The 23292-nt window shown below is 69.5% G+C and carries 15 protein-coding genes; all 15 read left to right on the top strand.

Features of this window, described 5'->3' with window-relative positions:
* The first annotated feature begins 81 nt into the window (after positions 1–81).
* The 15 genes from tssK to tssH all read left to right on the top strand — a co-directional run bounded on the left by tssK (position 82) and on the right by tssH (position 23190).
* Entirely contained in the window at positions 82–1413 is a 1332-nt protein-coding gene (gene tssK / locus ACEN9N_RS27430; protein WP_413315276.1) for a type VI secretion system baseplate subunit TssK, read from the top strand.
* A 121-nt stretch (positions 1414–1534) separates the two neighbouring features.
* On the top strand, positions 1535–2866 hold the full coding sequence (locus ACEN9N_RS27435; protein ID WP_495654980.1) for a DotU family type VI secretion system protein: 1332 nt from the start codon (positions 1535–1537) through the stop codon (positions 2864–2866).
* On the top strand, positions 2863–6465 hold the full coding sequence (gene tssM, locus ACEN9N_RS27440; protein ID WP_495654981.1) for a type VI secretion system membrane subunit TssM: 3603 nt from the start codon (positions 2863–2865) through the stop codon (positions 6463–6465). The genes ACEN9N_RS27435 and tssM overlap by 4 nt, the downstream gene beginning before the upstream one ends.
* The gene (tagF, locus tag ACEN9N_RS27445; RefSeq protein WP_495654982.1) at positions 6462–7115 is read left to right on the top strand and encodes a type VI secretion system-associated protein TagF; all 654 of its coding nucleotides are present in this window, start codon (positions 6462–6464) and stop codon (positions 7113–7115) included. The genes tssM and tagF overlap by 4 nt, the downstream gene beginning before the upstream one ends.
* 609 nt (positions 7116–7724) lie before the next feature.
* Positions 7725–9608, top strand: a complete 1884-nt coding sequence (locus ACEN9N_RS27450; RefSeq protein WP_495654983.1) for a protein kinase domain-containing protein — start codon at positions 7725–7727, stop codon at positions 9606–9608.
* 55 nt (positions 9609–9663) lie between these two features.
* Entirely contained in the window at positions 9664–11262 is a 1599-nt protein-coding gene (gene mltA / locus ACEN9N_RS27455; RefSeq protein WP_495654984.1) for a murein transglycosylase A, read from the top strand.
* A gap of 105 nt (positions 11263–11367) precedes the next feature.
* Positions 11368–12117, top strand: coding sequence for a hypothetical protein (locus tag ACEN9N_RS27460; RefSeq protein ID WP_495654985.1), 750 nt, complete (start codon positions 11368–11370; stop codon positions 12115–12117).
* A 27-nt stretch (positions 12118–12144) separates the two neighbouring features.
* Positions 12145–13308: a hypothetical protein gene (locus ACEN9N_RS27465; RefSeq protein WP_495654986.1), complete on the top strand. Its 1164-nt coding sequence runs from the start codon at positions 12145–12147 to the stop codon at positions 13306–13308.
* A gap of 155 nt (positions 13309–13463) precedes the next feature.
* Entirely contained in the window at positions 13464–15437 is a 1974-nt protein-coding gene (locus ACEN9N_RS27470; RefSeq protein WP_495654987.1) for a caspase family protein, read from the top strand.
* 55 nt (positions 15438–15492) lie between these two features.
* Complete coding sequence (locus tag ACEN9N_RS27475) at positions 15493–16050, top strand: type VI secretion system tube protein Hcp (RefSeq protein WP_007833348.1); 558 nt, start codon at positions 15493–15495, stop codon at positions 16048–16050.
* Between the two features lie 28 nt (positions 16051–16078).
* Positions 16079–16897 (top strand): type VI secretion system accessory protein TagJ, encoded by an 819-nt coding sequence (locus ACEN9N_RS27480; protein WP_495654988.1) that lies wholly within the window; start codon positions 16079–16081, stop codon positions 16895–16897.
* Positions 16890–17402 (top strand): type VI secretion system baseplate subunit TssE, encoded by a 513-nt coding sequence (gene tssE, locus ACEN9N_RS27485; protein ID WP_007833351.1) that lies wholly within the window; start codon positions 16890–16892, stop codon positions 17400–17402. The genes ACEN9N_RS27480 and tssE overlap by 8 nt, the downstream gene beginning before the upstream one ends.
* Positions 17403–17513: 111 nt before the next feature.
* Positions 17514–19406: a type VI secretion system baseplate subunit TssF gene (tssF, locus tag ACEN9N_RS27490; protein WP_495654989.1), complete on the top strand. Its 1893-nt coding sequence runs from the start codon at positions 17514–17516 to the stop codon at positions 19404–19406.
* The gene (gene tssG, locus ACEN9N_RS27495; protein ID WP_413314924.1) at positions 19403–20467 is read left to right on the top strand and encodes a type VI secretion system baseplate subunit TssG; all 1065 of its coding nucleotides are present in this window, start codon (positions 19403–19405) and stop codon (positions 20465–20467) included. The genes tssF and tssG overlap by 4 nt, the downstream gene beginning before the upstream one ends.
* Positions 20464–23190 (top strand): type VI secretion system ATPase TssH, encoded by a 2727-nt coding sequence (tssH, locus tag ACEN9N_RS27500; protein WP_413314925.1) that lies wholly within the window; start codon positions 20464–20466, stop codon positions 23188–23190. Before tssG ends, tssH begins: the two co-directional genes overlap by 4 nt.
* Positions 23191–23292 lie beyond the last annotated feature (102 nt).

A 23292-nucleotide genomic window follows, 5' to 3' on the forward strand; every position in this document is an offset into this window, starting at 1 on the left:
CGTTAGGCGGATTTGCCCGCCGCCGCCCGCGCCGGAAACTTCGTGTTTCTTTCAGGCACCCTTGCCGTTGACGGAGTGCGGATGAGTTGGCGAACAAAAGTGGTCTGGAGCGAGGGGATGCTGTTGCAGCCTCAGCACCTGCAGCAGAGCGAGCGTCATGCCGATCATGCGCGGCATGTGCTGCTGCGTTCGACCACCCCCTACGCCTGGGGCTTTGCCGAGCTGGAGATCGACTCCGCCGCGCTCACGCTGGGCAAGCTGGCATTGGTGCGGGCGGTCGGCGTGTTCGGCGACGGCACGGTGTTCGACATGCCGGCGGTCGATCCGCTGCCGGAGCCCATCGACATTCCTTCTTCCATGCGCGACGAGGCCGTGGTGCTCGCGCTGCCGCTGCGCCGTGCCGGTGCGCGCGAGGCCGACGCCGAGGAATATGAAGAGCTGGTGCGCCACCGCGTGCTCGAGTCCGAAGTGCCCGACTCCAACACCGCCGGCGAACGCACCGCCATGCTGCAGCTGGGCCGGCTCCACACGCGCCTGATGCGCGCCGGCGAAGCCACCGACGCCTGGACCACCATCGGCGTGGCTCGCGTGGTCGAGCGCCGTGCCGACAACCAGGTGCAGCTCGACCGCGCCATGCTGCCGCCGCTGCTCGACGTGGCCGGCCATGCCGTCATCCGCGCCTGGCTCGACGAACTGCTGGGCCTGCTGCGCCAGCGCGGCGAGGCGCTGGCGGGCCGCATGACCCAGGGCGGCACCGGCGGCGTGGCCGAGATCGCGGACTTCATGCTGCTGCAGGCCGTGAACCGCAACGAAGCCGTCTTCGCGCACCTGGCGAAGAGCGCGGTGCTGCACCCGCAGCATTTCTTCGAGCATGCGCTGGGGCTGGCCGGCGACCTCGCGAGCTTTCGCGACTCGCGCCGCGTGGCCCACTTCGGCCCCTACGTCCACGACGATCTCGCGATGAGCTTCCGCCCGGTCATGGACGACCTGCGGCGCAGCCTCTCGATGGTGCTCGAACAGTCGGCCATCCGCATCGACCTGCACGACCGCAAGCACGGCGTGCGCGTGGCGATGGTGACGGACGTGGAACTGCAGCGCAAGGCGACCTTCGTGCTCGCGGTGAACGCGAGCATGCCGAGCGAGGCGCTGCGCGCGCGCTTTCCGACGCAGGTCAAGATCGGCCCGGTCGAGCGCATACGCGATCTCGTCAACCTCGCGCTGCCGGGCGTCACGCTGACGCCGATGCCGGTGGCGCCGCGCCAGATTCCGTTCCACACCGGCGCGAACTACTTCGAGCTCGAGACGCGCAACAGCGACCTGTGGCGCCAGCTCGAGCAGTCGGGCGGCATCGCCATGCACATCGCCGGCGACTTCCCCGGCTTGGACCTCGCGTTCTGGGCGATACGAGCATGACCCCCAGTCTTCGCGCACTTCGTGTCGCTACGCCAACCCCCTTCCAGGGGGCAACGCCTGCGGCCCGGCAAAGCCGGTTCCGCGGCATTCCACGAATTGGCACCGTCAGCGTGGAGCCATCATGAGCACACCTCCCGATCCTTTTGCCGCCTTCGAGTCGGAGCGCACGGTCATCAAGCCCAAGCCGCGCACGCCGGGCGGCACGCCCAGCGCCCCGGCGCCCGCGCCTTTCTTCGGCGGAGCCGATCCGACGCCGGTCGCCGATGTCGGCGAGCTGGGCCTGCTCAATCCGCTGGTGTCGGCGGCCGGCAAGCTGCTGGTGCTGATCGGCAAGCTGCGCAACCTCGCGCAGCCTCCCAATGTGCCGGCCTTGCGCGCATCGACCGCCGACGCGGTGAGCCAGTTCGACGCCAGTGCGAGGCGCGCAGGCGTCGGCAACGAATCGGTGCTCGCCGCGCGCTACGTGCTGTGCACCGCGCTCGACGAGGCCGTCGCCAACACGCCCTGGGGCGTGCAGGCCGGCTGGAACAAGCAGAGCCTGCTGGTGCAGTTCCACAACGAGACCTGGGGCGGCGAGAAGGTGTTCCAGCTGCTGGCCAAGCTCGCGCAGGACGTGCCCACGCACCGCCAGCTGCTGGAGCTGATCTACAGCGTGCTCGCGCTCGGCTTCGAGGGCCGCTACCGCGTGGTCGACAACGGCCGCGCGCAGCTCGACTCGGTGCGCCAACGCCTCGCGGACCTGATCGCGAAAGACCGCCCGGCCGTCGAGCCCGAACTCTCGCCGCACTGGCGCGGGCAGGGCGCGGGCACGGTGCGCTTGCGCGAGTCGCTGCCGCTGTGGGTGTTCGCGGCGGGCTTCGCGCTGCTGCTGGCGCTCGCATGGTTCGGCCTGCGGCTCACGCTCAACCACCGCTCCGACACCACCTACGCCGCGGTGTCCAGCCTGCGCGCGCCCAACATCCAGATCGCGCCACCCGCGCTGCCGGCGAAGGCGCCACGCCTCGCGCGCTTTCTCGAACCCGAGGTGAAGCAGGGCCTGGTCACGGTGACCGACGAGGCCGACCGCAGCGTGGTGCGGCTGCGCGGCGACTCCTTCTTCGGCTCCGGCAGCGCCGAGCCGATGGCGCAGTCGCTGCCGGTGCTGCGCCGCATCGGACAGGCGCTGGCGGAGGTGAAGGGCGAGGTGCTGATCACCGGCCATTCCGACAACCAGCCGATCCGCTCGCTGCGCTATCCGTCGAACTGGCACCTCTCGGCCGCGCGGGCCGATGCGGTGAAGGGCGCGCTGTCGACGCTGGTCGATCCGGCGCGCATGCGCGCCGACGGCAAGGCCGACGCCGAGCCCGTGGCCGCCAACGACACGCCGGCCAACCGCGCGAAGAACCGCCGCGTCGACATCGTGCTGCTCACGGAACCCGAGCGCGTGGCCGCGAACACGGGAGCCGCGAAATGATCAAGAAAATCTTCGGCTTCCTGTTCAGCCCGCTGCTGCTGACACTGCTCGCGCTGATCGTCGTCGCGCTGCTGATCTGGTGGATCGGGCCGCTGGTGAAGATCGGCTCGATCGCGCCGCTCGAAAGCGAAATGGTGCGCGCCATCGTCATCGGCGTGATCGTGCTGGTCGTGGTGTTGCGCGCGCTGTACCGCCGCTGGCGCGCGCGCCGTGCGAGCCAGCATTTGACCGACGGCCTCATGAAGGCCCCGGCCGCCAAGGCCGATGCGCCGGTCAACGGCGAGCAGAAGATCCTCGACACGCGCTTCAGCGAAGCCGTCGCCACGCTCAAGCAGATGCGCCTGCACGCCGCCGGCAGGAAGCCGGGCTGGCGCGACTGGATGTCGATCTCTGGCGGCAGCTACCTGTACGACCTGCCGTGGTACGTGTTCATCGGCGCGCCCGGCGCGGGCAAGACCACTGCGCTGGTGAACTCGGGCCTGAGCTTTCCGCTCGCCGAGAAATTCGGCCCCGGCGCGATCCGCGGCGTGGGCGGCACGCGCAACTGCGACTGGTGGTTCACCGACGAGGCCGTGCTCATCGACACGGCCGGACGCTACACCACGCAGGACAGCCACCAGTCGGAAGACAAGAGCGCGTGGGAAGGCTTCCTGGGCCTGCTCAAGAAGGCGCGCCCGCGCCGGCCGCTGAACGGCGTGTTCCTCACCGTCAGCGTGGCCGACCTGCTGAGCCAGGGGCCGGAGGCGCGCACGCAGCTCGCGGCCTCGATCCGTGCACGCCTGCTCGAACTCGACGGCAAGCTCACCACGCGCCTCCCCGTGTACGTGCTCGTCACCAAGAGCGACCTGCTCTACGGCTTCACCGACTACTTCGACGACCTGGGCAAGGAGCAGCGTGCGCAGGTCTTCGGCTTCACGCTGCCGGCCGACGAGAACCTGCAGCTCGAGGAGAAGGGCCTTTCCACGGCCTTCCACCGCGAGTTCGCGCTGCTGCACAACCGCGTGAACGACGGCCTCATCGCGCGCATGCAGCGCGAGACCGACGGCACGCGCCGCGCGGCGATCTTCGGTTTTCCGGCGCAGTTCGGCTCCATCGGCTCGCTGCTGTCCGACCTGCTCGAACAGGTGTTCGCCGGCTCGCGCTTCGCGCAGCCGCCATGGGTGCGCGGCGTGTATTTCACCAGCGGCACGCAGGAGGGCAGCCCGATCGACCGCGTGATGGGCAGCCTTGCGCGCAGCTTCGGCATCGAGCGCGCCATGCTCGCGCCGCAGAAGTCCAGCGGTCGCAGCTACTTCCTCACCTCGCTGCTGCGCGAGGTGGTGTTCCCCGAGCAGCGCCTCGCGGGCGCCGACGTGAAGCTGGAGCGCCGCCGCCACACGTTGCGCGTGATCGGCGTGACCGCGATGACGCTCGTCACCGTCGGCCTGCTCGCCGCCTGGGGCTACAGCACGCTGCAGAACATGAACTACCTGAAGTCGGTCGAGGCCCGTGTCGAGCCGGCCCGACAGAACCTCGCGGCGCTGCCCGCGCGCGTGCAGAACCTGGTCGAGGTCGCCCCCGTGCTGCAGGGCCTGCGCGACATCTGGAAGACGCCCGACAACCGCCAGGGCGACGAGCCGCTGTCGATGACGCTGGGCCTGTACCAGGGCGACAAGCTCGACGCCGCCGCCATGCTCACGCACCAGCGCGCGCTCAACGACGCCTTCCTGCCGCAGATCGCCAAGCGCATCGAGGACCAGCTGCGCACCGCGCAGAAGGACAACCTCGAGTACACGTACGAGGCGCTCAAGAGTTATTTGATGCTCTACCAGCCCGAGCACTTCGACGCCGAGGCGCTCAAGGCCTGGATCACGCTCGACTGGTCGCGCAACCTCGACCGCGGCATTCCCGAAGACCAGCGCAGGCAGCTCGAAGACCAGCTCGACGTGCTCATCGCCCAGGGCCCGCCGCGCTCGCCGCTCAAGATGGACGAGAACCTGGTGCGCAGCGTGCGCGCCGTGCTCGCGAGCTACCCGCTGGAGCAGCGCGTGTTCAGCCGCCTGAAGCGCCAGCGTGCCAGCAAGGACATTCCGGCCTTCAGCGTGGCCAACGCCACCGGCCCCTCGGGCCCGCTGGTGTTCGAGCGCATCAGCGGCAAGCCGCTGTCCGATGGCGTGCCGGGCATGTTCACCTACGACGGCTATCACAAGCGCTTCCAGAACGAAGTGACCGTGCTCACCGGCCTGCTCGCCAACGAAGACCCGTGGGTGTTGGGGCAAGACCGCAACGCCGCCGACCGGCTGCGCGACGTGGCCGCGCTCGGCGCGCTGACCGACCGCGTGCGCCGCCTCTACCTGGAGGAATACGTCAAGCAGTGGGAGGCGCTGCTCGCCGACGTGCGCCTGATCCGCGTGAGCGGCCTGGAGAAGAACATCGAGACCGCGCGCATCCTCTCGGGCGTCGATTCGCCGCTCGCGAACTTCCTGCGCGCCGTGGTCAAGCAGACCACGCTGATCCCCGCGGCCGACGCCAGCAAGGACGTGGTCAGCAAGGCCACCGAGACGGTGCGCAACACCCGCAAGGGCCTGGAGGACCTGTTCGGCAGCGACCCTGGCCGCCAGGTAGCGCCGGGCAAGCGCATCGAGAGCATCGTGGACGACCGCTTCGAGTCGCTGCGCCGCCTCGTCACCGCGGGCGGCCCCAACCAGCCCGCGCCCATCGACGACGCGCTCAAGCTCTTCAACGAGGTGTACGTGTACCTCAATGCGGTCGACACGGCGGTGAAGGGCCGCACGTCGCCGCCGCCCGGCGACGTGGCCGGCAAGCTCAAGTCCGATGCGGGCCGGCTGCCCGAGCCGGTGCGCTCGATGGTCGAGAACCTGAGCCAGGCCGGCGCCGCACAGGCCCAGGTGGCCGAGCGCGGCAACCTGAGCCAGGACCTGCGCCCGGTGGCCGAGTTCTGCGCGCGCGCCATCGCCGGCCGCTACCCCTTCGTGCAGGGCAGCAAGCGCGACGTGCTGCCCGAGGACTTCGGCCAGATGTTCGGCCCCGGCGGGTTGATGGACGACTTCTTCCAGAAGCGCCTGGCCGCCATCGTCGACACCAGCACGCGCCCGTGGCGCTACAAGCCCGTGGCCGAGCGCGGCGCCATCACCACCCAGGCGATCGCCCAGTTCGAGCGCGCCGCGCGCATCAAGGAAATCTTCTTCCGCGGCGGTGGCCGGGGCCCGTCGATGCGGCTGGATTTCAAGCCGGTGGAGATGGACGCGGGCATCACCCAGTTCATCCTCGATGTCGATGGCCAGCTCGTGAAATACGCGCATGGTCCTGTCGTGCCCATGGCCGTGCAGTGGCCCGGCCCGAAGGGCAGCAACCAGGTGCGCATCCAGGTCAGCCCGCCCTCGACCACCGGAAGTTCCGGCGCGGCGGTGGACGGGCCATGGGCCCTTTTCCGCGCGCTCGACGATGGCCAGCTCGAGGCGGGCGACGCGCCGGAGAAATTCTTCATCACCTTCCAGATCGGCGCGCGCAAGACGCGATTCGAGGTGACCACCAACAGCGTGCAGCATCCGATCCGCTTGCGCGAGCTGCGTGAGTTTTCTTGTCCGGAGGGGTTGTGAGCGAGGCTTCCTCTTCACCTTCTTCTCTCTTTGCATCGACCGCATTGCCGGGGTGGTTCGGCAAGCTGCCCGGCATGGGGGACTTTGCGCATCGCCGGCTGCCTGAGTCGTTCCGTGCGGTGTGGGACCAGTGGCTGCAGCGCGGCATGTCGCGGCTGCGGGATCGGCATGCGGACTGGACCGAGCGGTATCTGGAGGCGCCTATCTGGTGCTTTGCGCTGGGGCGGCAGGTGGCGGGGGAGCAGGCGTGGATCGGGGTGCTGATGCCTTCGGTGGATGGGGTGGGGCGCTACTTTCCGTTTGCTTTGGCGATGGAGCTTGATGAGGCGGTGCCTGAACAGCTTCAAGGGGCGGCGCTGGCTGCGGCGCTGCAGTGGTGGGCGCATGCGACTCAGGCTGCGCTCGAGGGGCTGGATGGGGATCTGGATGCGCTGCGGTTCGATGCTGTGCTGCAGAGGCTGTTTGCTGTTGCTGATGCTGCTGCGTCGGTTCGCGAGAACGCGGTGGAGTCGTTGATGTTGCCTGTTGCTGGGGCCTCGCTTTGGTTGGGGGATCCTGCTGCTGAGCAGGGGGTTCGGATGTCGAGTACCGGGTTGCCTCGGGACGAGCAGTTCGAGGCGTTGTTCCTCGGCTTTGCGGAGGAGGGGTGAAATGACTGCCTCTCTTCGTCTTGTTTCCCGAGGCCGGGTCTCGCCCCGGCAGGCGACTTACTTTCTTTGCTTCGCCAAAGAAAGTAAGCAAAGAAAGGCGACCCCACTGTCTGCGACCCTTCGCTTCGCTTCGGGCAACCTGCGGTGCTCGCGTTTCGCGGGGTCCGCAGAACTCGCTTCGCTCAAACAGCTGCGGCCCTTATCCGCGAAACGCTGCGCTCCTCGGCGCAGCCAGAGGGGAGGGGAATCCTCCCGGGTCTTTGCTTCGCTCGGCCCTTACGCGGCTGCAGGCGCTGCGCGCCTGCAGCCGCCCCCCGCCGAGCGCAGCGATGGCGCGTTCGGTTTCCAAATCCCTTCTGGCTGCGCCGAGGAGCGCAGCGGTTCGCGGATCAGGGCCCGCCCTTGTTTGAGCGAAGCGAGTTTGGGCGGGACCCCGCGAACCGCGAGCACCGCAGGTTGCCCGAAGCGAAGCGTAGGGACGCAGACAGCAGGGTCGCCTTTCTTTTGCCTACGTTTCTTTGGCGAAGCAAAGAAAAGTAGGTCGCCCGCCGGGGCGAGACCCGGCCTCGGGAAGCAAACCAAAAGCACAGTTCAAACAGGAGCCAGTCGATGACCGACTCCAACGACGACCGCACCCAGGTCCTGCCCAAAGCCGCGCAGCCGCCGACGACCGGCGACATGACCGCCACCGTCATCACCGCCGGCGCGACCCCCGTCACCAGCCCTGCCACGGGCAGCACCGAAGCCGGCCTCCTCCCCGTAGGCAGCCGCCTCGCGGAATTCGAAGTCACCAGAGTCATAGGCCAGGGCGGCTTCGGCGTCGTCTACGAGGCCTGGGACCACACCCTCGAACGCGTGGTGGCCATCAAGGAATACCTGCCAACGTCGCTATCGACAAGACAGCAGGACGGCACAGTGGTCCCCCTGTCGGAACGACACCGCGAAACCTTCGACCTCGGCATGCGCAGCTTCATCAACGAAGCGCGATTGCTGGCCCAGTTCGACCATCCGTCGCTGCTCAAGGTCTACCGCTTCTGGCAGGAGAAGGGCACCACCTACATGGTCATGCCCTTCTACCGGGGCGACACGCTGAGAGAGGCCCTGGTGGCCATCCCCGCCGGTGTCGACGAGGCATGGCTGATCCGCATCATGGACGGCGTGACGCAGGCGCTCGCGGTGATGCACAACGCCAACTGCTACCACCGCGACATCGCCCCCGACAACATCATCCTGCTCGAAGGCTCCGGGCGTCCGGTGGTGCTCGACTTCGGCGCTGCGCGCCGCGTGATCACCGACAAGACGCAGGCGATCACCGTCATCCTCAAGCCCGGCTATGCGCCCATCGAGCAGTACGCCGAGATGCCCGACATGTCGCAGGGCGCGTGGACCGACGTCTACGCACTCGCAGCCGTGATGCACGTGGCCGTATGCGGCCGCGCGCCGCCGCCGTCGGTGGCGCGGCTGCTGTCCGACAGCTACGTGCCGCTCGCGGGCAACGAGATCCTGCGCCAGCGCTACAGCACGCGGCTGCTCGAAGCCATCGATGCGGGCCTGGGCGTGCGGCCCGAGCAGCGGGCGCAGTCGATGGCCGAGCTGCGCGCGGCGCTCGATCTCGAGGTGGGGCACAGCGTCGCGCCGACGCCGCGCACGCAGCCGCCATCGGGAGCGCGGGCCACCACGAATGCCGATGCGGCGACGGTCATCGCCAGCGGCAGCAAGACCGGCAGCGGCAAGGCGCCTGCACCCGCCCCCGCCAGCGGCGGAAAGGGCAGCAGCAAGGCTGTCGCCGCACTCGCATCGGTCGCCGTCCTCGCGGCCGCGGCAGGTGGCGCCTGGTGGTGGTTCCAGGGCCGCGCAGGCGGTGAAGCGGGCAGCGGCGGCGGCAAGCAGACCGTCGCCGCCACGCCGGCCCCGCCGCCCGACACCAAGGTTGCAGAGGCACCACCTCCTGCGCCTCCACCACCGCCGCCGCCTCCGGCTCCGCGCACGCCTGCCGAATCGCTGCAATCGCTTGCGGCCGGTGCAGCCCCGGGCTTCGACGTGACGGCCACACCGAAGAAGGCCGAGGTCGCCATCGGCAAGGACCGCCTCGCTTTCGAGGTGCGCAGCAAGCGCGAGGGCTTCGTCTACGTTTTCCTTCTGTCCAGCGGCGGCGAGATGTTCCTGCTGTTCCCGAACCTGCTCGACAAGTACAACAAGATCACCGCCGGCGGCTCGCTCTCGCTGCCGCGCGCCTCGTGGCCGATGGACGCGGGCGGCCCGGCCGGCACCGACCAGTTCGCGGTGCTCGTGAGCGAGCGCGAGCGCGATTTCAGCGCCGCCGGCGTGCAGAACGACGGCGTGTTCCCGGTGTTCCCTCTGCCGGTGCTGGCCGCGCTCGAAGCCACGCGCGGCACCGGTCCGACGCCGCTGCTGGGCAAGCCCGTGTGCGCGCCCAACACCCCGTGCAACGACGTCTATGGCGTTGCGAATTTCAAAATCGTCGAGAAGTAATCGTCTGTAGGGCGTTGGCCCCTCGGGCCGCCACTTGCTGGACAAGGAGACTTTCATGACCGCTTCACAACCGCAACAGCAGCCCGAACAGCGCCTCGCCTGCGCGCTCCGATGGGCCGTGGCCGCCGCCATTGCGTCGCTGGCGGGCTGCGCCGCACCACCGCCGGCCGCCACGGGTACCGGCGCGGCCACGACCGACGCCGCGGGCAGCACGACCGCCTCGCGCCCGCCACCCGATGGCAGCAGCGTGGCCGGGCAGGCGCGCACTTTCTCTACGCAGCTCGCCACCTACACCTCGGTCGGTTTCGACTCGGTGCCGGGCTGGGCGCGCGACGATTTCTCCGAAAGCTGGCCCGCCTTCCTCGGCAGCTGCAAGGTGCTGACCGGGCGCGGCGCCGAGTGGAAAGAGGTGTGCGACCGTGCGCTGAAGGTCGACGGCAAGAGCAGCACCGCCATCCGCGGCTTCTTCGAGGGCGAGTTCTCGGCCTACCAGATCCGCGACGACGACCGCAGGCCCGACGGCGTGGTCACCGGTTACTTCGAGCCCGAGATCGCGGGCGCCCGCCAGTACGGCGCACCCTTCATCTACCCCGTCTACGGCCAGCCCGAGGACATGCTGTTTGCCGACGCGCGCAAGCTGCCCCCCGGCAGCGGCACGGTGGCGGCGCGGGTCGAGGGTCGCAACGTGGTGGTGCAGACCGGCCTCAGCACGCGCGACATGGGCGCACCGGGCCTCTATGCGCTCGACCTCTCGGCCATTTCGCGCGACACGCTCGACCGCAAGGTGCGCCTGCGGGTCGAGGGCAAGCAGCTGCTGCCGTACTACACGCGCGAAGAGATCGAGACCAAGGGCGCGCCCAACGCCAAGGTGCTGGCCTTCGTGAGCAGCGCCACCGCGCTGTACGAAATGCAGATCCAGGGCTCGGGCCGCATCAGGATGGCCAACGGCGACATCGTGCGCGTCGCCTACGCCGAGCAGAACGGCCAACCCTTCCGCCCGACGCTGGCGCAGGCCTCCAACGGCAAGCCGCGCAGCCCGGTGAAGGTGCGCGGCTCGTCCATCGAGCTGCAGTTGGACGATGGCGACGAGGACGACACCGGTGCCGTCGACAGCGGCACCATCCGCACGCGCGGCTTCACGCTCGTGCGGCCGGTGGCCAGCGGCCCGGTCGTCGTGCCGGGGCGGCGCGCGGCTGGCGCGGTGAGCGGCTCGGGCATCAAGGACCCGAGCTACGTGTTCTTCAAGGAATCGATCTCGCCGGTGGGCGGGCCGGTGGGCGCCTTCGGCGTGCCGCTGTCGGCGGGACGTTCGATTGCGGTCGATCCGCGCAGCACGCCGCTGGGCTACCCGGTGTTCGTGTCGACGCGCACGCCCGGCAGCGGCGCGCCGATGCAGCGCCTGACCATCGCGCAGGACACCGGCGGCGCCATCCGCGGCGCGGTGCGGGCCGACTATTTCTTCGGCAACGGCCAGCAGGCCGCGACCAACGCGCGCCGCATGAAGGAGCGCGGGCAGCTGTGGATTCTTCTGCCGCGCGGCCTCGCCGTGGCGCAGGCCGCGGTGTCGTCGGCTATCCGCACGCGCGGCGGGGCGGTGGGGGCGAACCTGCCGCAGTGCCTTGTGCCCTCGGAAGGCAGCTGCGTCGACGATTAGTCATGTCTGCCCCCCGGCTTTTCACTCGCTGCGCTCGTGTAACTCCACCCCCCGGGGGGGAGGCGCGGCTCGCCTTGGGGCGGCCCGGCGGCGGCCGCTGAACTCATGCAGGAGACGTTGTCGTCCGCGGAGAGCAGCGAACTCGTCCGCCTCTGGCGGCGCAGGCAGACGCTGTCCCCGGGCGAGATGGGCGCCATGTACCGCATCGTCGGCGAGGCGCTGGTGGCCTGCAATCCGCCCGAGCTGCAGGTGCTGGGCGAGGGCCGGCAGGAGCTGGTGGCGCAGTTCATCTACGTGAAGGTGCTGCGGCTCGATGCCGACCCCGACGAGGCCGACGAGCGCGCGGGCCACAGCGCGCCGTCCACCGCCTTCGCGCTGTGCGCCTACTTCCGCCGCTACCTCATCGACTGCACGCGCGCCAGCTCGTTTCGCCGCAAGCTCTCCATCGGCGACCAGATCACCGAGGCGCAGCTCGAGGACGAGATCGGTGCCGGCGAAGACCTCGACGGTTGCCTGGCCGAACACGGCCTGAGCGCGCAGGCCGTGCAGCTTGCCGCGCGCGCCTTCATCGCCGAGCTGCCCGAGCCCGAGCGCCTGCTGCTGTGCGAGGGCTTTGGCAAGGAGGCCGAGGGCGGGCTGTCGGGCATCGCCTCGCGCCATGCCATTGCGTCGTACCACTACCGTGCGGGGCGGCTGGGCCTCGTGCACAAGCGCGAGGGGCTGACCGCGGACTACGCCAGGACCCGGCTCGGCGGCTGGCTCCAGCAGACGCTGGGCATCGCCATCGAGCCCGACAACATGGCCGTGATCCTGCAGGTTTTCAAAATCCTCGGTGCTGAAGCGTCTTATGCCTGAAGACATAGCCATTCAGGAACAGATGCCATGACCCACGACCTCTGGCCCCCGCTCAGCGTGATCCGCCACGCGTTCGAAACGGGCGCGGCCGTGCCCGACGACGCGTCGCCGCCCGGCATGGCCACCGTGGCCATGCCGGGCTCGTCCCCCGGAACGGGCGCCGAACCCGTTGCTGCAGCCGCTGCATCCGACCTGCTGCTGCCCCTCACCGATCTGGCCCGGCGCCGCGAGGCTGTCGCCCAGCGTGCCTTCCCGGCGCGCTGGGCGCCGGGCCGCCTCGTCAGCGTGGTGCACGAGGGGCGGCTGCTCGGCGTGCTGCTCGACCGCCGCATCCACGGCGAACTCTGGCAAGGCTGGATGGCCGCTGGCGAGGCCGACTGGGCATCTGCCTTCGACGTGCTGCTGGAGCCCGAGGACGAGCCCTTCGAGCCGATGTTCGGCGTGATCCAGGCCTGGAACGTGCTCACGCTCGAGCCGAGCCCGCAGCTGTGCGCGCGCGTGCAGGGCGAGGTGTCGGCCATGCGTCTCGCCGCTATCCGCGCGGTGCACGACGAGTGGGCCGCGCACGCCCCGCTGGCCATTGCGCCCGAACCGGGGCGCATCGCGCTGCGTAGCGTGGGCGGGGTGTTCTCGGTGCTGTCGGGCACGCCGCTCGGTCCGCAGGACCCGCGTGCCGACTACCAGGCGCTGTACCGCGACGCGGGCCTGCGGCTTGGGGCGGCGCTGGCGCGGCCGCAGGGCGATGCATCGGCTTCCTCGCCTTCTTCTTCATCTTCGCGTGCGCAGCCGCAGTCCCGGCCGGAAGACGGCTGGTGGGGCAGCATCCGCCGCTGGTTCGGCGCGGAAGGCTGGGCGCGCCCGGCCTTCGCGGTGCTGGCGCTGTTCGTGGTGATCCAGAACATCGGGGTGCTGGGCGGCCGCGATGCGTCCGAGGAAGACGAGGTGCGATTCCGCGCCGTGCCTGCCGCACCTGCGCCGACGCGGGCCGACCTCGTGGTGCGTTGGAAATCCGGCATACGCATGGACGAGGCCGACCGGCTGCTGCAGTCGATCTCGGCCGATGTGGTGGGCGGGCCGGGCGGCGAGGGCGCGTGGCGCCTCCGGGTGCCGGAGCCCGTCGATGCGCTGGCGGTGCTCGCGGCTTCGCCGCTGGTCGAGTCGGCCGGGCCGGCCACGGGGCAGCGGCCATGAGTCGCATCGTGCATTTCTCTTTCTCCCTCCCCCACTGGGGGAGGGCCGGGGTGGGGGCACGCGGCGTATCCGATGGGCGCTCTGCCCGCCCCCATCCCAGCCTTCCCCCAAAGGGGGAAGGAACAACACAACTTCGCGTTCTGCAGGTGCTGCTCGTGCTGTGGCTGCTCGCCTGCTGCACCCTTGCTTTCGCCACCCCGCGCGCGCTGCTCGTCGGCGTCTCCGAACTCGCCAACCAGCCGCAGGCGCTGTGGCTGCAAGCGCCGCGCAACGACGTGATGCTGATGCGCGATGCGCTGCTCAAGCAGGGCTTCGCGGCGTCCGACATCGCCATGCTCGCCGACGGCGTGAATGGCGCCGCATTGCCCGAATCGCAGGCCATCCACGAGGCTCTTGCCAAGTTGCTTGCGCAGTCGGGAAGCGGCGACTTCGTGCTGCTGTACTTCTCCGGCCACGGCACCCGGCTGCGCGACATCGCCAAGCGCTACCAGGAGCCCGATGGCCTCTCCGAGAACTTCCTCGCGCGCGACGTGCGCGGCACGCTGGGCAGCGACAACGTGCTCACGGGCGACCTGCGCGACGCCGACTTCGATGCATGGATCCAGTCCTTCCTCGCGAAGAACGTGTTCGTCGCCTCGGTGTTCGACACCTGCTCTGCCAACTCCATGACGCGCGGCACCGCCGATGCACCCGCCACCGCCGAGGGCCCGAGCGACGACGAGGTGCGCTGGCGCGGCCTGCGCGCGACCCAACTGACTGGCGGTGCAGCGCCGGTACGGCCCCTGACGCCGCCCATACCGGCCGAAGCCGTGCCGCGCGCCCGCTACGTCGCCTTCTTCGCCTCCGAGAGCCACCAGATCACGCCCGAGCTGCGCCTGCCGCGCAAGGCGCGCAACGCCCGGCCGCAGGGCCTGCTGACCTGGGCCATGGTCGAGGCGCTGTCGCGCAAGCCCGCCACCTGGCGCGACCTGTTCGACGGCGTGCTCGCGCTGTACCCGCCGGTCATCGATGAACTCGCACAGCGCTTTCCCACGCGCGAGCTGCCGTCCCCGGTGGCCGAAGGCAACCTCGATGCGCCGCTGTTCGCCAACAGCGGCGCGCCCGCGTCCACGCGCCCCGTGTGGCGCGCGCAGCGCAGCGGCGACAGCCTGGCCATCAAGGCCGGCCTGCTCGATGGCCTTGCACAGCAGCAGGAGCTGCGTGTGATCGCGACGCTCGACGACGGCGCCGTGCGCAGCGCGCCGGCCACGGTGGCGCAGATCAAGCTCGGCGGCGCGTGGCTCGCTGTACCCGCGGCGTTGAAGGACGTGTCGGGCAGCGCGTTCTGGAGCGTCACGCCCATGACCGAGCCGGCCGCCACCGCCTTGCGCGTGCGTGCCGACAAGCCCTTGCCCGCCGGCCTCAGCCTCGACTATCCGGCGGCGATCCGCCGGGCCGACGACGCGGCCACCGCCGACGTGCGCTGGACCGACCTCGGCCCCCCGGGACAGCGCCTCGAGCTGCTCGCGCCGATGCTCGGCGCGACGGTCTCCACCGTGGTGCTGCCCGACACCGCTGCCCTGCGCCGCCGCCTGCAGGCCCTGGCGCAGCTCAAGTGGCTCGCGCAGCTGCAGGCCTATGGCAAGGACGGCCAGCTCGACGGCTTCGATGCGACGCTCGAGGTCTGGAGCGCCGATCGGCTGCTGCGCAGCGTGCCCGTCGTTCAGGCTGCAGCCATGCTGCCATCGCCGCGCGCCGGGGAGCGCGTGCGCCTGACCGTGCGCAACACCAGCGGCCGCTCGCTCGACCTCGTCATCGCCGGCATCGATGCGCGCGGCAACCTGCAGTCGGTCTACCCCGACGAGCTCGGCGAAACCAACCGCTTCAAGCGCGGCACGACCGAGCAGCCCTCAGTCAAGCGCTTCGACCTGCCCTGGCTCGACGCCGCCGGCGATGCGCGCCTGCTGGTCATGGCCGTGCCCGCCACGCCCTACAGCGCGCCACGCCTGTTCGGCGTGGCTTACGCACAGGCCGAGGTGTCGGAAGTGCGCGTGCGCGGCGGCCAGCCGCCGGCCGAGAGTGGCGAGCGGCAGGTGTTCGCGGCCTTGCTGCGCAGAAGCGGCGCTGCGGACGGCGGAGCCCGGCCATGAAGCCGGCGCATGCGATTTCGGTTCAACCTTTTTTCTTTCGCACCCCGGAGGTGATATGGCATTTCTCGACGACGGCTCCTGGAGCCCTGAAGACGCCCGGCAGTTCTACGACCTGATCGGCACCGGCTCCGCGGAAACCGACCTTGTCATGCTGATCGAGAACAAGGGCGCGCCCGTCGAAGCCGAGCTCGACCGCTCCTTCGACGACGGCAAGGCGCGGCTGAACATCGGCGGTTACTACTGGTCGGTGCAGGTGCCCGAGTCGTCCAGCCAGAACCAGGTCGTGCCCAACAACCTGATCGTCGCGCGCCGCAGCGACGCGGCCACCGCCACGCTCGCCAGCCTGCTGCGCACGCAGGAGAAAGACCTGAAGGTCGTCATCAGCGCCTTCAAGGCCGGCGGCGACGAGCGCTCGCCCGATGCGCAGTCGACCTTCGAGCTGGTGCTGGAGAACGCCCGCATCTGCCGGCTGGTGCTCAACTCCGGCGGCCACTGGGGCGTGCCCTCGGAGCTGGTCTCCATCAGCTACCGCACGGTGAAGGTCAAGTCGGCGCCGCAGAAGACCACCGGCTTGCGCGGCGCGGTGCGCGAATGCCAGTTCACCCGCGCCTGAACGCCGCCACATCCAGGAGCCGCACACCATGACGACCGCCGCCGAACTCCTCAAGGCCGCCGACCCGGCCGCCGCCCTCAAGGCCCTGAGCGACGACGTGCGCGCCAGGCCCGCAGACAGCAAGCACCGCGTCTTCATGGCGCAGCTGCTGTGCGTGCTCGGCCAATGGGAGCGCGCGCTGAACCAGCTCAGCGTGGCGGCCGAACTCGACGCGCTCGCCGTGCCCATGAAGCAGGTCTACGGCGAGGCCGTGCGCTGCGAGGGCCTGCGCGCCGAAGTGTTCGCCGGCACGCGCACGCCGATGATCTTCGGCCAGCCCGACGAGTGGCTGGCGCTGCTCATCGAGTCGCTGCTGCGCCAGGGCCGCGGAGAAAGCGAGCTGGCCGAGGACCTGCGCCAGCGCGCCTTCGACGGTGCGCCCGCCATCAGCGGCACCATCGACGGCGCGCCCTTCGAGTGGCTCGCCGATGCCGACATGCGCCTGGGGCCGGTGCTCGAAGCCTTCGTCAACGGCAAGTACTATTGGATTCCGTACGCGCGCCTCGCGCACATCAAGATCGAGCCGCCCGAGGACCTGCGCGACTGCGTGTGGATGCCCGCGCACCTGCAGTTCGAGAACGGCGGCGAAACGCTTGCGCTGATTCCCACGCGCTACGAAGGCACCGAGAAGACCAAGGACGGCGAGCTGCTTCTTGCGCGCAAGACCGAGTGGCGCGAACTGCGCCCCGAGGTCTGGGCCGGCCATGGCCAGCGCGTGCTCGGCAGCGACGCGGGCGAGTACGCGCTGATGGACGTGCGCGAGATCCTGTTCACGCCCGAGGGCGGCGAAAGCAGCGCCGGTGGCTGAACTCACCGCGCAGGAGCGGCTGCAGCCTTCGCTGCTCGACCGCCTCGTCGACAACGCGCCCGACGAGAAGCGCGAGAGCGACGAGAAGCGCACGCTGACCAAGCAGGCGCTGCGCCAGGCCGTGCTGCGCGACCTCGGCTGGCTGTTCAACGCCACCGGCTACGGCCTTGCGATGGACGACAGGCAGTACCCGAATGCCGCACGCTCGGTCATCAACTACGGATTGCCTATGCTGTCTGGCCAGTTCACCTCGTCGGTGCAGCGTGTCAGCATGGAACAGGCTTTGAAGAACGCAATCCTGCAGTTCGAGCCGCGCATTTTGTCCCGCACACTCGAAGTGGAACTCGTCATGGAAGGCCCGGCACTGGACTCCCACAACAGCATCGGCCTGCAGATCCGCGGCATGCTGTGGGCGCAGCCGGTACCGCTCGAGTTCCTGATGCGAAGCCGCGTAGACCTGGAAGAAGGACGCATCGAGATCGTGGACATGGCGCAGAAGTTATGAGCCCCCCGGCTTTTCACTGCGCTGCGCTTCGTGTAATTCGCCACCCCCCGAGGGGGAGGCGCGGCCCGCCTTGGGGCGGCCCGGCGGCGGCCGCCTTCCTGGAGTGAAGAGATGGACCCCAGGCTGCTGAGTCTGTACGAACAGGAACTGCGCTACTTCCGCGAAAGCTCTGCCGAGTTCGCGCGCGCGTTCCCGAAGATCGCGCATCGACTTGGCATCGAGGGCCAGGAGGTGGCCGACCCTTACGTGGAGCGGCTCATCGAGGCCACCGCGTTCCTGTCGGCGCGCGTGGGCCTGAAGCTCGACGCCGAGTACCCGCGCTTCACGGGCCACCTGCTCGACATCGTCTATCCGCACTTCCTCGCGCCGACGCCGGCGATGGTGGTCGTGTCCTTCGTGCCCGACCCCGACGACGCGAACCTCGCGACCGGCCCGAGCCTGCCACGCGGCAGCGGCCTGCGTGCGCGGCAGGCCGTGGGGCAGAACACGCATTGCGAATTCCGCACGGCCAGCGCGCTGCGCGTGTGGCCCATCGAGGTGCAGCGTGCGCAGTACTTCACCTACGCCCCCGACCTGCCACTCAACACGCACCCGCAGTCGCGCGCCATCCGCGGCGGCCTGCGCATCGCGCTGCGCGCCACGGCCGGCCTGAACTTCAGCCAGATCGCGCTTGACGACCTCGTGCTGCACTTCGGAGGCGCCGAAGACGTGGCCTGGCAGCTGCACGAATGCGCGCTGGGCCAGCCCGTCGGCGTGCTGGTGCGGCCGCTGGCACCGAGTGGTGCCTTGCAGGGCGCGGCACAGAGCCTGCCCGCCAGCGCCATCGGCGCGGTCGGCTTCGAGGACGACGAGGCGCTGCTGCCCGCCACTGCCACCGGCTTCTCGGGCTTTCGCCTGCTTCAGGAGTACTTCGCGTTTGCGCAGCGCTTCCAGTTCGTGCGCATCGGCGGGCTCGAGGCGCTGCTGGCCACGATGCCGGTGACCGATGTCGAGATCGTGCTGCTGTTCTCGCGCGGCGACGCGGCGCTCGAAAAGCTCGTGAGCGCCGACAACGTGCAGCTGCATTGCGTGCCCGCCGTCAACCTTTTCACCAAGCGGCTCGACCGCGTGGCCATGACCGAGGGCGTGAGCCAGTTCCACCTCGTGCCCGACCGCACGCGGCCGCAGGACTTCGAGGTGCACACCGTCACCGAGGTCATCGGCCATGGCGCGCCCGGTGCCGATGCGGCGGCGGTCGAGCAGCCGTTCAGGCCCTTCTACTCGGCCTTCCACGGCAGCCGCACGAGCCACCCGGCCTACTTCACCACCACGCGCGAGCCGCGCATGCTGTCGGTGCGCCAGCGCACCGAGGGCAACCGCAGCAGCCACATTGGCTCCGAGGTCTACATGCAGATCGTCGATCCGCAGCAGGCGCCGTATGCGGCCACGCTGCGGCAGCTGGCGGTGACCGCGCTGTGCACCAACCGCGACCTGCCGCTGCTCATGCCGCTGGGCCGCGAGAACGACTTCGACTGCGTCGATTCCTTCCCCGTGCAGCGCGTGCGCATGGTGCGCGGGCCGTCGCGGCCGGTGTCGCCGGTAGTGAGCCAGGGGCTGGGGTGGCGCGTGGTCGACCACCTCGCGCTCAACTACCTGTCGCTGTCCGACAGCACGCCGGAGCAGGGCGCCGCCGCATTGCGCGAGACGCTGATGCTCTATGCCGTGCATGCCGACGAGATGCGCCAGGGCCAGGTGCGCGGGCTGCTGTCGGTGAAGTGCAGGCCCGTCGCGCGCAGGCTGCCGCTCAAAGGGCCGATCGCCTTCGGGCGCGGGCTCGAAGTGACGCTTGAAGTCGACAAGGACGCCTTCCACGGCCACAGCGCGTTCCTGTTCGGCGCTGTGCTCGCGCGCTTCCTGTCGCGCCATGTAGAGGTGAATCATTTCGTCGAAACCGTGCTGCGCATCGCAGGCAAGGGCGAGACCATGCGCTGGAGGCCGCTGTGCGGGACGCGCCAGATTCTGTGAGTGCGCGGGTCGACGCCGCACTGCGCGAGTGGTCGGCGCAGCCGTGGGCCTTCGACTATTTCGCGGTGATGCGGCGGCTCGAATCGGTCGCGAAGACCACGCCGCGCTGGGGCCGTGCCCTGTTGCCGAACGCCGAACCGGTGCGTGTGGGGCAGGAGCCTTCGCTGTCGTTCGCTCCCGCGAGCTTCAGCCGCTTCGAGCCCGCCACTGCGCATTCACCGCCACGCTTGCGCCAGCAGTTCTTCGGCTACATCGGCCCCAACGGCCCGCTGCCGGTGCACCTGAGCGACTTCATCCGCGAGCGCAGCCTGAACCACGGCGACCCGACGTGGCTGGCCTTTCTCGACAGCTTCTCGCACCGTTTCTCGCTGCACTTCTATCGCGCCTGGGCGCAGTCGCGGCCGGCCGTGGCGCTCGACCGGCCGGGCGAGGACCGCTTCCGCCTGCAGATCGGCGCGCTGATCGGCATCGGCACGCCGGGCCGCGTGGACCGCGACGAGATCCATGACGACGCGCGCCTGCATTTCTCGGGCTGGCTCGCGCGCCGCGTGCACAACGTGGAGGGCGTGGAGTCGGTGCTGTGCAGCTACTTCGGCGTGCCCGTGAAGCTGGAGCGCTGGGTCGGCCACTGGATGAGCCTGCCGGCCGGGGAGCTCACGCGGCTGGGGCGGGGCGAGAGTTCGCGCTCGATGGGCATGGGCGCCATGCTCGGCACCCGCGCCTGGGACCGCCAGCACCGCGTGCGGCTGCACCTGGGGCCGCTCACGCTCGACCAGTACCGCATGTTCCTGCCGATCGGCAACGCACGGCCCGTGCTGCAGCGCTGGATGCAGCAACTGCTGGGCGACGAGCTGGAGTGGGACGCCGAACTCGTGCTCGAAAAGACGCAGGTGCCGCTCACGCGCCTCGGCGATGCGAAGGGCAACGGGCCGCGCCTCGGCTGGGTCTCGTGGCTCGGGCAGCGCACACGTTCGCGCGACGCAGCGGAGGTGCGCATCGGCAGCCAGCCTTTCAATCAACCCATCTTCATTCGTTCAGAAGAGATACGGAGTCCCTCATGAGTGAAATCAGCCGCACCGCCCTTTTCGGCAAGCTCAACGCGCTGGCCTACAAGGCCATCGAGGGCGCCACCGTGTTCTGCAAGATGAGGGGCAATCCGTACGTGGAGCTGGAGCACTGGTTCGCCCAGCTGCTGCAGGCGCAGGACTCCGACCTGCACCGCGTGATCCAGCACTACGGGCTCGACGTGTCGGTCATCGCGAAAGACATGACCGCCGCGCTCGACCGCCTGCCGCGCGGCGCCACCGCCATCAGCGACTTTTCGCCGCACATCGAGAACGCCATCGAGCGCGCCTGGACCTACGCCACGCTGCAGTTCGGCGAGGCACAGGTGCGCACCGGCTACCTGCTGGTGGGCATGCTCAAGACGCAGAGCCTGCGCAACCCGCTGTTCGGCTTGTCGAAGCAGTTCGAGAAGGTCAAGGTCGAAGACCTGGCGGACAACTTCGCCAAGATCTGCGATGCCTCGCCCGAAGCGCAGATGCGCGCGCAGGACGGCACCGGCATGGGCAGCGGCGCACCCGGCGAAGACTCGGGCGCGATGGCGCCGGCCGCAATGGGCAAGGGCGATGCGCTGAAGAAGTTCGCGGTCGACCTCACTGAGAAGGCGAAGAAGGGCGAGATGGATCCGGTGACCGGGCGCGACGAGGAGATCCGCCAGATCGTCGACATCCTCATGCGCCGCCGCCAGAACAACCCGCTGCTGACCGGCGAGGCGGGCGTCGGCAAGACGGCCGTGGTCGAGGGCTTCGCGCAGAGGCTCGCGCGTGGCGACGTGCCGCCGCAGCTGAAGGACGTGAAGCTGCTCACGCTCGACATCGGCCTGCTGCAGGCCGGCGCGAGCATGAAGGGCGAGTTCGAGCAGCGGTTGCGGCAGGTGATCGACGAGGTGCAGAGCTCGCCCACGCCCATCATCCTGTTCATCGACGAGATCCACACGCTGGTGGGCGCGGGCGGCGCGGCCGGCACCGGCGACGCGGCCAACCTGCTCAAGCCGGCACTGGCGCGCGGCAACCTGCGCACCATCGGCGCCACCACCTGGGCCGAGTACAAGAAATACATCGAGAAAGACCCGGCGCTCACCCGCCGCTTCCAGGTCGTGCAGGTGCCCGAGCCCGACGAGACCAAGGCGATCCTGATGCTGCGCGGCGTGGCCAGCGTGCTCGAGAAGCACCACCGCGTGCAGCTGCTCGACGAGGCCATCGAGGCGGCGGTGAAGCTGAGCCACCGCTACATTCCCGCGCGCCAGCTGCCCGACAAGGCCGTGAGCCTGCTCGACACCGCCTGCGCGCGCGTGGCCGTGTCGCAGCACGCGACGCCGCCCGAGGTGGAAGACTGCATGCGCCGCATCGAGGGGCTCACGGTCGAGCAGGAAATCATCGGGCGCGAGGAGGCCATCGGCATCGATGTGACCAAGCGCGCGGCGCAGGTAGCGGGGCTGCTCGACGAATCGAAGACCCAGCTCGAAGGGCTCAATGCGCGGTGGAAGGAAGAGAAGGGACTGGTCGACCGGCTGCTCGAACTGCGCGCCAAGCTGCGGGCGGGGAACAAGCCGGTCGATGCGCCGGCCGGCGGTGATGCCAAGGCCGACGTGCCCCCACCCCAGCCCTCCCCCAGCGGGGGAGGGAGCGAAGACCGTGCCGCGCTGCTTGAGGAGTTGCACGAGCTGCAGGCCAAGATCCACGCGGTGCAGGGCGAGTCGCCGCTCATCCTGCCCTCGGTCGACGAGCAGGCGGTGGCCTCGGTCGTCGCCGACTGGACCGGCATTCCCGTCGGCCGCATGGTCAAGAACGAAGTCGAAGCCGTGCTCAAGCTCGCCGACACGCTCAACCAGCGCGTCATCGGCCAGAAGCACGGCCTGGAGATGATCGCGCGCCGCATCCAGACCTCGCGCGCGCGGCTCGACAACCCGCAGAAGCCCATCGGTGTGTTCATGCTCTGCGGCACCTCGGGCGTGGGCAAGACCGAGACCGCGCTCGCGCTGGCCGAGGCGCTGTACGGTGGCGAGCAGAACATCATCACCATCAACATGAGCGAGTTCCAGGAGGCGCACACGGTCTCCACGCTCAAGGGCGCACCGCCGGGCTACGTGGGCTACGGCGAGGGCGGCATCCTGACCGAGGCGGTGCGCCGCCGTCCGTACAGCGTGGTGCTGCTCGACGAAGTGGAGAAGGCCCACCCCGACGTGCACGAGATCTTCTTCCAGGTGTTCGACAAGGGCTGGATGGAAGACGGCGAGGGCCGCATGATCGATTTCAAGAACACGATCATCCTGCTGACCACCAACGCCGGCAGCGAGCTGGTGATGAGCATGTGCCGCGACCCCGAGCTGCTGCCCGATTCCAATGCGTTGGCCGATGCGCTCAAGGCGCCGCTGATGAAGGTGTTCCCGCCCGCGCTGCTGGGCCGCATCGTCACCATTCCCTATTACCCGCTGTCGCCCGAGATGATGAAGAAGATCGTGCGGCTGCAGCTGGGCCGCATCAAGAAGCGCGTGGAGACCAACCACGGCGTGCCTTTCGAATACAGCGAGGCGGTGGTCGAGCAGGTGGTTGCGCGCTGCCAGGACCCGGAGTCGGGCGGGCGCGTGATCGACGCGATCCTGACGAACACCGTGCTGCCGACGATCTCGGTCGAGTACCTGCAGCGGCTGGCGTCGGGTGGGGAGATCCGCCGGGTGGCACTCGACGTGAAGGATGCCGACTTCACTTATGCCTTCGACTGAAATGAAAGTCTGCTCTTCAGTTTGCGTTGTGCATTGGTCGCGGTGGGATCACGCCGACGGGGTACCTTGCTCCGCGAATGTCCCCCGGCCCGCGGCCTCCTC

The sequence above is a fragment of the Variovorax sp. Varisp46 genome (assembly GCF_059491885.1).

Bases quoted from the DNA above. Each gene is read 5' to 3' on its own strand.
- ACEN9N_RS27435 (WP_495654980.1), top strand. From the start codon at position 1,535: ATGAGCACACCTCCCGATCCTTTTGCCGCCTTCGAGTCGGAGCGCACG.
- tssM (WP_495654981.1), top strand. From the start codon at position 2,863: ATGATCAAGAAAATCTTCGGCTTCCTGTTCAGCCCGCTGCTGCTGACA.
- ACEN9N_RS27480 (WP_495654988.1), top strand. From the start codon at position 16,079: ATGACGACCGCCGCCGAACTCCTCAAGGCCGCCGACCCGGCCGCCGCC.
- ACEN9N_RS27460 (WP_495654985.1), top strand. From the start codon at position 11,368: ATGCAGGAGACGTTGTCGTCCGCGGAGAGCAGCGAACTCGTCCGCCTC.
- ACEN9N_RS27465 (WP_495654986.1), top strand. From the start codon at position 12,145: ATGACCCACGACCTCTGGCCCCCGCTCAGCGTGATCCGCCACGCGTTC.
- tssK (WP_413315276.1), top strand. From the start codon at position 82: ATGAGTTGGCGAACAAAAGTGGTCTGGAGCGAGGGGATGCTGTTGCAG.
- tssH (WP_413314925.1), top strand. From the start codon at position 20,464: ATGAGTGAAATCAGCCGCACCGCCCTTTTCGGCAAGCTCAACGCGCTG.
- mltA (WP_495654984.1), top strand. From the start codon at position 9,664: ATGACCGCTTCACAACCGCAACAGCAGCCCGAACAGCGCCTCGCCTGC.
- ACEN9N_RS27475 (WP_007833348.1), top strand. From the start codon at position 15,493: ATGGCATTTCTCGACGACGGCTCCTGGAGCCCTGAAGACGCCCGGCAG.
- ACEN9N_RS27450 (WP_495654983.1), top strand. From the start codon at position 7,725: ATGACCGACTCCAACGACGACCGCACCCAGGTCCTGCCCAAAGCCGCG.
- tssF (WP_495654989.1), top strand. From the start codon at position 17,514: ATGGACCCCAGGCTGCTGAGTCTGTACGAACAGGAACTGCGCTACTTC.